The organism is Paenibacillus sp. SZ31 (assembly GCF_012912005.1).
Classification (GTDB): Bacteria; Bacillota; Bacilli; order Paenibacillales; family Paenibacillaceae; genus Paenibacillus.
On sequence record NZ_JABBEA010000003.1, the window covers coordinates 360,957 to 374,748 of the forward strand.

The 13,792-nt window shown below is 47.7% G+C and carries 12 protein-coding genes; 5 read left to right on the plus strand and 7 right to left on the minus strand.

Going from position 1 to position 13,792, the window contains the following annotated elements; genetic code table 11:
- Positions 1 to 23 precede the first annotated feature (23 nt).
- On the minus strand, positions 24 to 1,505 hold the full coding sequence (locus tag HF638_RS09020) for an alpha-amylase (protein ID WP_169479902.1): 1,482 nt from the start codon (positions 1,503 to 1,505) through the stop codon (positions 24 to 26).
- A 175-nt stretch (positions 1,506 to 1,680) separates the two neighbouring features.
- Positions 1,681 to 3,993, minus strand: coding sequence for an ATP-dependent DNA helicase (locus tag HF638_RS09025; protein ID WP_169479903.1), 2,313 nt, complete (start codon positions 3,991 to 3,993; stop codon positions 1,681 to 1,683).
- 137 nt (positions 3,994 to 4,130) lie between these two features.
- Between HF638_RS09025 and HF638_RS09030 the strand changes: the two genes are divergently transcribed.
- Both HF638_RS09030 and HF638_RS09035 read left to right on the plus strand, forming a co-directional pair.
- On the plus strand, positions 4,131 to 4,628 hold the full coding sequence (locus HF638_RS09030; RefSeq protein WP_169479904.1) for an antibiotic biosynthesis monooxygenase family protein: 498 nt from the start codon (positions 4,131 to 4,133) through the stop codon (positions 4,626 to 4,628).
- 171 nt (positions 4,629 to 4,799) lie between these two features.
- Positions 4,800 to 6,782: an LTA synthase family protein gene (locus tag HF638_RS09035; protein ID WP_248278080.1), complete on the plus strand. Its 1,983-nt coding sequence runs from the start codon at positions 4,800 to 4,802 to the stop codon at positions 6,780 to 6,782.
- A 183-nt stretch (positions 6,783 to 6,965) separates the two neighbouring features.
- On the opposite strand, the gene HF638_RS09040 is transcribed toward HF638_RS09035, so the two are convergent.
- Positions 6,966 to 7,856, minus strand: a complete 891-nt coding sequence (locus HF638_RS09040) for a LysR family transcriptional regulator (protein ID WP_211175559.1) — start codon at positions 7,854 to 7,856, stop codon at positions 6,966 to 6,968.
- 168 nt (positions 7,857 to 8,024) lie between these two features.
- On the opposite strand from HF638_RS09040, the gene HF638_RS09045 reads away from it, so the two are divergent.
- On the plus strand, positions 8,025 to 8,882 hold the full coding sequence (locus HF638_RS09045) for an alpha/beta fold hydrolase (protein WP_169479906.1): 858 nt from the start codon (positions 8,025 to 8,027) through the stop codon (positions 8,880 to 8,882).
- Positions 8,883 to 9,044: 162 nt separating this feature from the next.
- Here the strand turns inward: HF638_RS09045 and HF638_RS09050 are convergent, their stop codons facing one another.
- The 4 genes from HF638_RS09050 to cidR all read right to left on the minus strand — a co-directional run bounded on the left by HF638_RS09050 (position 9,045) and on the right by cidR (position 12,546).
- Positions 9,045 to 9,716, minus strand: coding sequence for a GNAT family N-acetyltransferase (locus tag HF638_RS09050; protein ID WP_169479907.1), 672 nt, complete (start codon positions 9,714 to 9,716; stop codon positions 9,045 to 9,047).
- Positions 9,717 to 9,762: 46 nt separating this feature from the next.
- The gene (locus HF638_RS09055) at positions 9,763 to 10,437 is read right to left on the minus strand and encodes a GNAT family N-acetyltransferase (protein ID WP_169479908.1); all 675 of its coding nucleotides are present in this window, start codon (positions 10,435 to 10,437) and stop codon (positions 9,763 to 9,765) included.
- 254 nt (positions 10,438 to 10,691) lie between these two features.
- Positions 10,692 to 11,549 carry a carbon-nitrogen hydrolase family protein gene (locus HF638_RS09060; RefSeq protein WP_169479909.1) on the minus strand — a complete coding sequence of 286 codons (858 nt, stop codon included), beginning with the start codon at positions 11,547 to 11,549 and terminating at the stop codon, positions 10,692 to 10,694.
- Positions 11,550 to 11,661: 112 nt separating this feature from the next.
- Complete coding sequence (gene cidR, locus HF638_RS09065) at positions 11,662 to 12,546, minus strand: cidABC operon transcriptional activator CidR (protein ID WP_169479910.1); 885 nt, start codon at positions 12,544 to 12,546, stop codon at positions 11,662 to 11,664.
- A gap of 161 nt (positions 12,547 to 12,707) precedes the next feature.
- On the opposite strand from cidR, the gene HF638_RS09070 reads away from it, so the two are divergent.
- Together HF638_RS09070 and HF638_RS09075 are read left to right on the plus strand one after the other, a co-directional pair.
- The gene (locus tag HF638_RS09070) at positions 12,708 to 13,079 is read left to right on the plus strand and encodes a CidA/LrgA family protein (protein ID WP_017691758.1); all 372 of its coding nucleotides are present in this window, start codon (positions 12,708 to 12,710) and stop codon (positions 13,077 to 13,079) included.
- Positions 13,076 to 13,756 carry a CidB/LrgB family autolysis modulator gene (locus HF638_RS09075; RefSeq protein WP_169479911.1) on the plus strand — a complete coding sequence of 227 codons (681 nt, stop codon included), beginning with the start codon at positions 13,076 to 13,078 and terminating at the stop codon, positions 13,754 to 13,756. The genes HF638_RS09070 and HF638_RS09075 overlap by 4 nt, the downstream gene beginning before the upstream one ends.
- Positions 13,757 to 13,792 lie beyond the last annotated feature (36 nt).

The following is a 13,792-nucleotide window of genomic DNA, read 5'->3' on the forward strand; positions in this document are numbered from 1 at the left end:
CGTATCATGCTAGCACTATGCCATTACTCAGCGTTAGCGCAGTCCTCATTCTGCTCCGGAAGAGCCCATACCGAGACGCCTCCACCGCATACGTGGAAGGTGGTCCAGCCGTCTTCCTCAATGGTAATCTGGTCCTCACAGCTGTTCGTCAGATCCACCCACACTTCACCAGCACGATGCTCTCCGATGAACATTCTCTTCTCACCGTCATCCCCGTTGGAGATGACCACCGCACAACCGGAACCTTCGATTTCCTCTACGCCACGACGTACCCAGCCAATCGTATTCGCGTGATCAAAGTAATCTTCCTGCTCTCCATAGGCCTTGTTGCAACGGGCAGACAGCAGAATGTCCAGAATTTCTTTTTTGCCATCCACAGGTTCTGGTCCACCAATGCCGTAATAATCTCCGTAAAATACAACCGGATAACCATCGCGACGTAATAGCGTCAACGCATAAGCACTTGGCTTAAACCAATCTCCAATCCATGATTCCAACGCTTCATGGGGTTGGGAGTCATGGTTATCTACAAAGGTTACCGCATGGGTAGGATGTGTCTGAACCAAGGTGTCATCAAAAATTTTGGACAGATCGAAGTCTCTGCCGGCAAGAGAAGCCTCATGCAGCTTGTAGTGGAGAGACACATCGAACAGATCGATCTGATAGTCTACCGTATCAAGGAATTCACGACATGCATCCAGGTTCGAGTTCCAGAACTCACCTACGATGTAGAAATCCTGGCCGCGTTTGCGGATCATCTCTGCTGCGAATTCCTTAATGAATTCGTGGTTGATATGCTTGATGGCATCCAGCCGGAAGCCACCGCATTGGAGAGTATCGATCAGCCATTTTCCCCACTCGACCATTTCGTGCCGAACATCCGGGTGGTTATAATCTATATTGGCAAACATCAGATAATCGTAGTTTCCAAACTCATCATCGACATTCTGATTCCAGTTTTTGTTCTCACCTGCGATGCGGAATACACCGCTCCGTTCTCCCTTGGCATCAAAATCCGTGCCATTGAAATGTTCGGAGTTCCACTTAAAGGAGGAGTATTGATCCCCGCGACCCGGGAATGTGAATTTGGTCCAACCCTCAATTTCAAACGGCTCAGAGATTTCCTTCGTCCGATCATTGGGATCAACCTCAATCACTTTGAACACTTCCGTCTCATCTGCTCCGGCCTTGTGATTCATGACCAGATCCACATAGACGGCGATTCCGTTCTTCTGACACTCGGCAATGGCCTCCACCAGTTCCTGCTTGGTGCCATATTTGGTCCGCACGGTACCCTTTTGATCAAATTCGCCCAGATCGTACAGATCATATACACCATAACCTGTATCTTCTGCAGACACTGCCTTGGTTACGGGAGGTACCCATACCGAGTCAATGCCTTTGGCTTTCAGTTCCGGGGCCATTTCAGCCAGTCGCTTCCAATGATCTCCGTCTGCAGCCAGGTGCCACTCAAAAAACTGCATCATGGTATGATTTCTCTTCATTTTAACCGACCTCCTTGATTGCTTTCGAAGCGGACCGCGGAACGGATAGGGTATTCGCCGTTGTTCGTTCGTTGCTAACCAAGTTATAACCCTTTCACCCTACCCTTCAATCACGAAAAAGAAAGAAAAGCGAAAAATATATGCTACATGCATCATATCATCCGTAGTTTATTCATCAAATTCGCTTATAATCATGCCATTCATCAGGTAGCAACGAACGATACGGTTCCTGCGTAAAACGATCATCGACCAGCACCAGTACACCCTTGTCTTCTTCCGTCCGAATCAGCCGTCCACCCGCCTGCAGCACCTTGTTCATACCAGGGAAAATATAGGCATAATTGAACCCATTGCGCCCTGTCCGATCATAGTAATCACGAAGCACATTGTTTTCCAGACCAATTTGCGGCAGCCCCGCACCTACCACAACGACGCCATTCAAGCGGTCTCCCGGTAGATCGACACCCTCCGAGAACACACCACCCATGACGGCAAACACCAATCGTGTTCGTTCAGGATTTGGTTGGAATCCATCCAAAAACTGCTCTCGTTCCAGTTCGTTCATGCCCTGCTTCTGTATGACCGTATCCGCTTCATTCGGAAGCTGTGCATAGGTTTCATAAATCTCTCGCATATAAGGGTAAGAAGGGAAGAACACCATCAGATTGCTGCGCGGCCATTCAGCCACCAGTTGTTGCAGCATCTCTGCAATGGGGCGCCGGGACTGTTCCCTGTCCTTATAACGCACAGATAAGGGCAGGAGCCTTACATCCAGTTGTTCACGCTGAAATGGCGATGGAATCTGCAACGTATAATCCTCTTCCTCTGCACCCAGCATATCCCGATAATAGCGAAGGGGTGACAATGTGGCCGAGAAATGAATGAGCGAGCGGAATCCTTTGGCCGTCTGACGAAGCAGCACAGAGGGATCGAGACAGAACAACTTCACTCTCACTTCACTTCGAACACACTCTGCATACGTAATAAAACGCTCATCATACAGCTTGGCAATACGCAAGAAATTCTGTGCAGTGAAGTAGGCATCCAGCAGCAGCTGATCCGTCTCAGCATTCCCCGAGCCACCTTCCACAAGACATTGCTCCGCAACCATGACAAAAGGCTCCAGCCGTTCAATCAGTTCCTCCGGTGCCTCCTGCTGTATGATCTTTCCTTCCTCCCCACCATTTTTGCGAAGGGTAATCAGATACTTATCAATGGCTCCCGTGTAGTCAACAATGGCTTTGGCAGCAGGCACACTGCTGCCCAGCGTCTGGAACTCTCTTTTCACATCCAGAAACACTGCCTTCTCCAGCTCAGCGGAAAACATCATGCGGCCACGATCGACCAGATTATGTGCCTCGTCCACCAATAACACCGTCTTGCGCTTCTGCTCCTCCAACATTCGTTTCAGAGAAATACGCGGATCGAAAATATAGTTATAATCGCAGATCACCGCATCGGCTGCATACGCCGCATCCAGTGAAAACTCAAACGGACACACCCGGTGTTTGCGCGCATACTGTTCGATGACCGGTCGTGTCATTAATGTCTCATGTTCCAGCATATCCAGCACGGCTCCGTTAATACGGTCATAATATCCTTCGCACATGCCGCATTGCCCCGTATCACAAGCTTCTTCTTCCTTAAAACAGATCTTATCCTTCGCAGTAAGACTGATCACATGCATCTTCAATCCTTCCGATTGCATCCGAGCAAAAGCTTCTTCTGCCGCCACCCTTGTCGTCGTCCTCGCGGTTAGATAGAACAATCGGCTCGCTTCGCCTTCACCAATCGCTTTGACCGTGGGGAACAGCACGGACATCGTTTTACCAATGCCTGTTGGTGCTTTGGCCATCAATCCCTGACCCTCACGAATCGTCTTGTATACGGCACCCGCCAGCTTCCGCTGCCCCTCCCGGTATTTGCGAAAAGGAAACGGCAGCTCTTTCACACTGATATCACGCTTTTCTTCATATGCAGCGATCATCTCTGCATATGGCGCATAACCAGCAATCACTTCTGCCGCAAACTCTTCTAGTTCTTGTCGCTCTGCCATTCGACGGAAACGCCTTTCTTCATGGGTTACCGAATGCACGTACGTCAACTGCACTTGCATACGTGGTTCATCTTCCTGAACGGCGTACATGTAGGCATACATCATCGCCTGCGCCCAATGCACGGGAAGTCCCTCACCCAAATCATCCAGATTGCCCGCAGTCGATTTGATCTCATCTACCGTTAACTGACCCTCCAACCGGATCAGGCCATCACATCGCCCTTCCACCACGTAGGTCAGATCGCCATGATGAATCTCAGCTTCGAGTACGATCTCTTTCAGATCCTCTTCGGTGTACTCCTTCTGTACCCGTTGATGGATTCGAGTTCCCTCCTGCATCGATGCATTGGTCCGGAACCCTGGACGTATGCTGCCACTGCGGTACACATACTCCACCAAAGGTCTTACCGATATCCGAATTGTTGTTGTCATACGATCACCCGTTCTGTTTGTAGTGACTATACTTTATCATGAAAAGACGTACTCAAACCAGTTGATCCGCCGATTGGACTCACTGATTCCCATATGCTATCTTGAGATAGAATGTACTTAATGAGGAGGCAGCTTCTATGTATATCTATTTGGTTCCTTCACCGATTCCGGATGCACTTGCTGCATACCCGCATCTAACTTTGCGAAGCGAAGAGCAAGTGCGCCTGGCGATTGAATCTGCAGAACGCCTGATGAATATCGAGTCTGATGATAAAGTAGCCGCATATGAAGCTTTCGATGCCGCAGGCTCCTGGACTGGCGGAGGTTATGCTGTTTTGAACAATATCCCTGTCACAGAGGATGGTCGTAACGACTTCGAAGAACGGTTCAAGAACCGCGCCCGCAAGGTAGAAGACGAGCCTGGCTTTGTCGGTATTCGTGTGCTTCGTCCTCTGAAGGATGACACCTATGTTGTACTTACACTCTGGCAGTCGGAAGAACATTTCAAAGGCTGGCAGGAATCCCAAGCTTATAGTCACGCTCACCGTAACCGTAGTACAAGCGAAGGCCTGACCGCACAGAAGCCATCCATGTTCCCCAGATCTTCTTACGTCACAACGTACACTGTAGAATAACGAATCGGGTACGAACTGGCTTTTCTTACAGCAACCTGCGCACGCCACACCTCTTCCAGCATGGGAGAGGTTTTTTTGTTGTCGATTGATGGCGGCTTTCATTTTTTGACACGGACATGCTGAGATAGGATAATACTTGTTAAATGAAACTTCGGAAGGGAAGGCGGTACCTTGTCACGCAGTTCACTCACCCGGTTTCTAAGCGGACCGTTTATATTCTTTACCATTATCATGATGATCAAAAGTTCACTGGCTTGGATTGTTATCTTCGATGACATCCCTGTCTGGAAGCCACTGCTGACCGAATTGCCGCTCATCTGGATCGGCTTCTGTCTAATTGAGTGGTTTGCTGCCAAGCGGCGCATGTGGATATACCTTGCCGTGAATCTGCTGCTCTCGGGCATTTTCTTTGCAGCCATCATGTACTACAAATACTACGGCGTAATCGTTAACTATCACGCGCTGGCACAGGTCAATCAAGTGACCTCGGTCAAGAGCAGCATGTTCTCTTTGCTTGACCCCTATTATTTGTTTATTTTTGCAGACGTTCTGATCATTGGAGGGGTACTCGTTCGTCGTCGGATCAAGCTCGGGAGTACAGAACGCCCGAACCGCATTCCGCTTGAACGACGTGCCAGAAGACGGGTTGCCTCGGTCATTCTGATCTTGTCCATGATCCTGTGCATGCTTAACATCTATCCCAATCGGGCCAGCATGAGTGAGCTTACACAAGCAGAACAGATGGGCATCCTCGGTTACGAGGCGTATACCATCCTGGATCGACCTGATAAACCTGTGCCCATCACTCACATTGATCAGACTGACATCGACCAACTGAAACAAACGACCGAACTTCCTGCGATTGTGGAGCAGGGTGCCGCGAGCGGACGCAATGTGATTATGCTCCAGTTGGAATCGTTCCAGAACTTCCTCATTGGATTAACGGTAGATGGACAGGAGATCACGCCTAATCTGAACCAATTGGCTAGAGAGAGCCTGTACTTTCCGAACTTTTATCAACAAGTGGGGCAAGGAAATACATCGGATGCAGAATTTGTTGTGAATACATCGTTCTACACCCCGCCGAACGGGGCAGCAACGACTGTATATGCAGATAAAGCTCTGCCAAGTCTACCTAAGCTGATGTCAGCAAACGGGTATCAAACAGCCACATTCCACACGAATGATGTTCATTTCTGGAATCGGGATCAGTTATACAAGGCACTTGGGTTCGACCAGTATTACGATATCGATTATTTCGGCACACAGGACTCTATCGCCTTTTCGGCCTCGGATGAGATTCTGTATTCCAAAACACTGGATAAGCTGCAATCCATGCAGTCTTCAGGTGATCCCTTCTATGCCCATATCATCTCCATGTCAGCCCACCACCCGTACACGCTGCCTGAAAACAAGGTGAAGCTGACGCTGCCTGAGCGTTACAAGGATACGTTGCCCGGTGATTATCTAATATCACAGCATTATGCCGATCAGGCGGTTGGACAGTTAATTACGGGATTGAAAGAACGAGGATTATGGGAAAATAGCCTGCTCGTCTTTTACGGGGATCACCTGGGACTTCCCATCTATTCACTAGATCGGGATGACGAAGTCCTCATGAAAGAGTTATATGGTCGGGAATATACATCAGCAGATATGATTAATATTCCACTCATTATCTCCGCCCCGGGCGTTACTCCGGGTGTACAGCTGGAGCAGATCGGAGGCCAGGTGGACATTCTGCCAACGATTGCGGGATTAACTGGAATATCACTGGAGGATCAATTGCACTTTGGTCAGGATTTGCTGCATGAAGGCGGAAATCTGCTACCCGAACGCTATTACCTCCCTTCCGGGTCGGTGCTAAACGATGCTTCTCTCTTCATTCCGGCGAAAGGATACGGGGATGGGACGCATTATTCCCTAGCTGATGCGGGCAGGAAGAATGCCGGGCAACAACAGACAGGTGTTCCTTCAGAAGAGACGCCGAAAATTTCGGGAGAAAAGGGATCTCCAACAGTAACCACACCCAATAACAGTGGGCCGTCTTCTTCACGGTTTATAACGAAGGAACAATATAATCGGGCATTGGATCTTGCACACTTGTCCAACAGTTATTTGAGCCAGTTACCAGATCGAAATGACGCGAACTGATTTAATTTTTTTAATATTGTAAAAGAGCTTCATAGCGAATCACCAAGTACTGATGTTTCTTCAAAATTACACACCTATAACGCACATGATCCATCTTCTTAGGATGAATATGTGCGTTATTTGAATTACACGCAATCGGAATTCAACCCTTTTCCGTTTCAGAAAACTACACGAGCTGATCGATCAATATTCTTTAAAATATGTCAGTAGTTCTGATTGAAAATTTTGGGCAGTAGAGCTATGCTCTCGATTTTTATGAACAATCAGACCATGCGTAAAGCTTATTTTAGAAGTAAAAGGAAGAATTTTTAATCTACCCATCTTTAGTTCGTTTTTGATCGCTATTTTAGGGACCAAGGCAAAACCTTTTCCACAGCATACAAATTCCTTGATCATCTCAAGACTTGAAAGCTCTAATGCATCCTTAACCACAATCCCTTCATTTTTTAAAACATCTACAGCAGTCGTATGATACAAACAAGATGTACCGTTACTGATAAACACCTCGTCATTTAGAATCTGTGCCCCTGCACTTTCCACTTTCCGAACCAAATCCTCAGATGCAGCAAAAACAATAGTCTCTTCCATAATCGGATAAAAGAGAATGTCATGTCGCTCAGGGTTCTGAGGAACAATGCCAAAATCCAGGGCATAATCCAGCACACCTTTCAGAATATCTTGATGCGCCCCTTGTTCAACACGTAAATTTACGCTTGGAAAGTTTCTCGTATATTCCTGTACAAATGGAAGCATCCGTGTAAGAAAAAAGGATTCCTGTAGTCTAATATTTATTGTTCCACACGGCTGATCCATATCATTCATACTTTCTTTAAGGGATTCACTTAATTGGACATACTGATAAGCATATTTGGAAAATACTTTTCCAGCTTCCGTAGGTTCCACCCCTCGTGGAAATCGATGAAACAACTTCTGTCCGCAGATCTTCTCCAGCTGTTGAATATGAGTTGTTACTGTGGACTGGACATAACCTAAGCGCTCCCCAGCTCGGCTGAAACTCTTCTCTTCTAGCAAAGCAATAAATGCCTGAAAAAAGCGACCCTCTAAGGAATTCATCACATCTTTCACCCTTTGTATTTTGATTTGAAATAGCTAGCATTCAATCTATTCGTTATTCAAATGAATAGTTTAATTATACAATAAAAACATGTCATCACCAGTTGTACAAGTAAGTAAGAGAACTAATATTGGACTTCTTAATGAATCCAGAAGGAGATGTGAAAAATGAAGATTAGTTATCAGCAACAGAAGGTTGGAGATGTCGACGTTTTTTACCGTGAAGCCGGGCCTGAGGATGGCCAAGTTATTTTACTATTACACGGGTTTCCATCCTCTAGTCATATGTTTCGCGACCTAATTCCCAAACTGGCAGAACAATACCGTGTCATTGCCCCTGATCTTGCTGGGTTCGGTCGCACAACAACTCCACCGCGTAGTCAGTTTGACTTCACATTTGACAGCCTGTTTCGAGTTATTGAAGGTTTCACTGAAGCATTAGCTCTTAAGAAATATGTAATGTATGTGTTTGATTATGGGGCACCTGTCGGTTATCGCTTGGCAGTAGCTCACCCGGAACAAGTTCAAGCCATTATTAGTCAGAATGGTAACGCATATATCGAAGGGTTTAGTGACGCATGGGGACCTTGGGAGATGTATTGGCACTCTCCAACACCTGAAAATCGTGAAGCATGTCGTGATTCCTTAACCCCCGAAACTATCCGTAACTTTCAGTATCTTCATGGAACTGATGCTAGCCTTGTTTCACCAGACGGATATTCACTGGATATTGCCTACATGTCACGCCCGGAAGCTGAGGAAATCCAACTGGATTTAATCCTCGATTATAGAACAAACGTGGATCTTTATCCTGAATTTCAGGCTTATTTCCGGAATTATCAACCTCATCTTCTAGCTGTATGGGGTAAAAATGATCCTGCCTTTCTTCCTGCTGGAGCTTTAGCTTATAAGCGTGATATCCCATCTGCAGAAGTGCATTTACTGGATACTGGGCATTTTGCTCTCGAAACACATGTGACAGAGATCCATGAGCTCATTCACCACTTCTTAAAGAAAATATTTTAAAACCAACTTACATTGGCTCAATCTCAACCTCGAACTAAATAGAAAAAGCCCGTAGAAAGCAGGTCCAATAATGGCCTGTTCTACGGGCTTTTTGCATAACTGTGATCATTCTTCAAGGTACTTGCAACGCCGCTATGATCTAATGTTCCATCCCGCTCCCGTTTACAACGGCAGTAGCGCAACCGACTTGCGAGTAGTCAATTGCTCTACCATGGCAAGCCATTCCTGCGGTTTATTAGGAAGCACTGCATAATATCGATTCAGGAAATCAGCCACTAGGCTGGCTGGCAGTTCACCAAGCGACTCATCGCCTGGCATGAAGCACAGATCCAAGCCGCCCACCGCTTCGCCGTCACCTTGCCAGGATGGATGAACATACGGGAAGTCCAGACGCTGATATCCCAGATGGGACAATACTTCGCGACGTACATACGGATCCATCGGCTTGATGCCGCCAAACTCGTGATCCTGACTCAGATAAGGGTTATAGATTTCGGCAAACATGCCGAACAATTCTTTCCCGTTTGCTGCAGCCAGCTTTTGCAGATCACGCTTGCGGTGATTCGCCAGGAAACTGCCGATTCCCAGTCCTTCTCGTCCAATAATCGTGAAGTCCGTCATGGCTACGTTCCAGTCCTCGTAATAACGGTACTCCGTCGCTCCAACAACTTGTCCTTCATGCACAGCCACGAACACCCGGATACCCGGATCTTCCAACGGTTCTACCCACAGTGGGAAGTCCAGCACTTCTTCCCGCGGGAAAATCTCCTGCATCAGCTTGTGCATTTGGGCAAACAATGGATCATTAATGGATGTAATACGCGTAAATTCCATGGATTAATGCCTCCTCAATCGATGATGTATTTCATTTAAAATTTCTTTATCTGAACGGATTCTGCCACTCCATCAGGGCTGCATAGTTGCAGGATTCCTCATCGTCCAGATAGTCCGCTGTCACACCAACTGGCATGCGCCCACAACGAAGCAGAAATGATATCACCGGATCACGTCTTTCTCCCGCTGCCACCTGGTTCAGATATTCCTGTGCAGAGAGTTGGTCTGCAACCAGATGATAACCCGGCATTCTACCAGCACCTAGTAACCGATCCATCCCCTGAGCGATGACAAGGTGGTACATCGCCTGCATCATAAGCTGAGCCAGTCCCCACTTGCGGTACTTTGGACGAACACAGAGATCAACAATATACAGCGTGTTGCCATCCGGCTGATGGTTACGAATATAGCCGTCATCCGTCACTTCGGCCCAGGTATGACTTGCCGGATGTGCAGGGTCCCACTGCATACGCAGCGAAGTCATCGAGCCGGCCAATTCTCCATCTACTTCAATACAGATGGCGCCCTCCGGGTAATGATGCACATGACTGGTGAGCTGCTCGTGACTCCAGAGCAGCTCTTCCGGATAAGGAGGAGGGAAACTCTCCGCCTGAATGCAAATGAGTTCCTCAAAGTCGGCTGCAACATAATTGCGAACGACTGCCTTTACCCTTTTGCCACTTCGCTCCGGGTCGGTGATCCGCATTTCTTTGGTATACATGTTGCCGGTTCACCCCTTTCCACTGACAAAATGAATTCCCTACTCTGTTTCGCTTCGGTTTTAATTATGTGTTCAAAAAGGTCGGTTTTCAGTACCGAGAAGATGGGATGAAGCTAGAAATGGAGTAGCGGAGCGTAGGGAAGACTACGTGAGCAACGGACATTTCGGCTGAATTCCATATTCGATGCTGATGATGCCACTAGGCATCCTTCGTAATCAAAAGCGGGCTTTTTGAACAACCTCTATAAGGTTGCCTACTCCCAATCGGTATACAAATCGGTACGGCGGTCACGCCACGTCGTTACCGATCCACGTTCACGTACCTCATACAGCAAGTCCAGATCCAGATCGGCGGTCACAATCATATCGTTGTTAATCTCACCCTCGGCCAGAATGCCACGAGGCGGGAACGGAATATCATTTGGCGTAATAATGGCAGCCTGTCCATAGTTGGCCCGCATGAAGTCAACGGTCGGCAGATTGCCCACCGTTCCGGTTAACACAACATACACCTGATTCTCTACCGCGCGGGCATGACTCGTATAACGCACACGGTAGAAACCGTGACGATCATCCGTACAGGAAGGACAGAAGATCACGTCAGCGCCTTTGGCTTTGGCCATCCGCACAATTTCCGGAAATTCAATATCGTAACAGGTCAGCATCGCAATACGGCCTTTATCCGTATCGAATACTTCAAGCCCATCCCCAGGAGCCATATTCCATTCCTGTACTTCGGTTGGTGTAATGTGAATCTTGTCCTGCCGCGCGATGCGACCATCCGGGTAGAACATGTGAGCTGTATTATACAGCTTCCCTTCACGGCGAATGACGTGGGTTCCCCCGATGACGTGCATACCGTACTTAGCAGCAAGTGATGTAAACAGTTGCTCATATTGCTCCGTAAAGTTTGGTAGATCCTCAATTGTCAGCGCATTGCCTTGTTCGTCCCCAATGGACATTAATTGCGTTGTGAAAAATTCCGGGAACAGCACAAATTCGGTTCCGTATTCGCTCGCTGTCCGTATGTAATGCTCAACCTGAGCGGCGAACTGCTCAAACGAGCTGATTGTGTGCAATTGGTATTGTACAGCGGATACCCGCAGTTTCATGTTCGTACACCTCCATCATGATTATGATTCCATTGTAACAACGTTCCGGGGTCAACAAAAGAGTATTTACACGGGACACCACACTGACAGAATAACCTTCCGATCGCTTCCTTTAATTGCCTAGCATGGACTGTGTGAAACCGATCCACTCTCTCGTGGCAAATGACAGATAGCGGTCCTTCCGCCAGATCATACCGAGCTGCCATGGAATCACAGGTTCCACCACCGGTATAATACGCACGCGCATATGGTCCACCTCACGACAAATCGTTTCCGGTAGCAAGGCTACCCCCAAATTGGCAGCAACCATCGCGCTGAGCAGATCCCACTGGGAGCTTTCATATACTACACGGGGCTGGAACCCCGCATGCTGACAAGCCACAATAATTCGGTCATGCAACGCAAAATCCTCCCGAAACAGTACGAATGAGTCATTTTCCAGTTCATGCAGCGCAACCGACTCTTTCTCCGCAAGTGGATGTGAAGGGTGTACGAGTAGGTTCAGCTTCTCTTTGACAAACACAAAATGATCCAACAGCTCATCCACGGTTGGCAGTACGGCAACGCCAATATCCAGTGCACCGCTAATCACATCGGCCTCCACCTTTTTGGCACCATCCTCGAACAGTTGAATGGTCACCTGCGGGTAGGCTTTGTGAAATTCGCCAATGATCATGGGGAAAAAGCTTGATCCTACCATCGGTGGCAAGCCGATCCGCAGATGGCCTTTCTTCAAATTCATCAGGTCGTCCAATTCGGACGACAGACTGCGGAACGACTTTTCGATCTCGAGTGCCTGCCGAAAAAACACATGGCCCGCGTCCGTTAGTTCAACTTTCTTCCCATAACGGTCCAATAACGTGATACCCAATTCCTCTTCAAGACTCTTGACCGTCTTGCTGATGGTGGGCTGGGTGATATATAGAACTTCAGCGGCTTTCGTGAAGCTTTGTTGCCGGGCGACTTCCAGAAAATATTGCAAATGGCGGATATCCATCGCTTGGTTCCCACCTCTCATAGATAAATGGAATAGTAAACATTCTTAATATGCATTTTACTCATGAAAGAATGCCATGTAAAATTTGTGATATCAAATGAATCATTTTCATTTTCATAATAACTTAAACGATTACGTTGATTATACAAGGAGGGATTGAAGTGAAAAAATGGGGCCTTGGTATTGCACAGGTTGCGCTCTTAATGGTTTTTTCACTGCTCATGGACCTGTTGGCCCGTACTCTCCATCTTCCTGTACCGGGTTCGATCCTCGGTATGGTCGTGTTATTCATTCTGCTTCAGACTCGTGTCGTGAAGCTGCGCTGGATTGAAGTTGGAGCTGCCTGGCTGCTCGGTGAACTACTGTTATTTTTTATCCCGTCAGCCGTTGGCATCATGAACTATATGCCCATGCTGGAGCATGACGGATTGCAGATTTTATTCATCGTACTGCTTAGTACATTCCTGGTCATGTCCTGCACAGGTCTGGTTGCTACACGAATTGCCAAACGAAAGGAGCGTCACACCGGATGATTGGATTCCTCTGCCTGTTGTTAACCGTCGGTATCTATTGGGTTACCAAACGAATGTATCGCAATCTGCCAAAAGTATATCTGTCTCCGCTGCTCATTACGCCACTGCTTGTCGTTGGCATATTGCTCGCAACCGGAACGGATTATACCACTTATAGCAGTGGCGGCAAATGGCTGAGTCTGCTGCTTCAACCGGCCACCGTGGCTTTTGCCGTACCACTCTACACCTTTTTCCATGTACTCAAAAAACATATTTCCGAGATTGTCTTCAGTGTCATGACCGGCTCGGTCGTTGCCGTACTTTCTTCTGCCCTGCTCGCCAAATGGTTACGCCTGGATTCAGGGCTAATCCACAGCTTGATCCCGCGCTCCATTACAACACCCATTGCCATGAACGTATCGGCTACAATCGGTGGCATTCCCGCAGTGACAGCTGTTTTTGTTATTATGACAGGCCTGCTCGGGGTGATTATGGGACCTTCGATCGTCAAAATGCTGCGCATCGATGGGGAGATTGCACGAGGCACACTGTTTGGAACCGGTGCCCATGGCACAGGGACATCCAAGGCGTTTGAACTGAGTTCCCTGACAGGTACCATCTCCAGTATCTCCATGGTGCTCGCCGCATTGTTCACTTTAGCCATTGCACCCATCCTTTCCAAACTTATTTTCCCATAATAGATGGAATTATCCCACTTTTTTGAAATATTATTG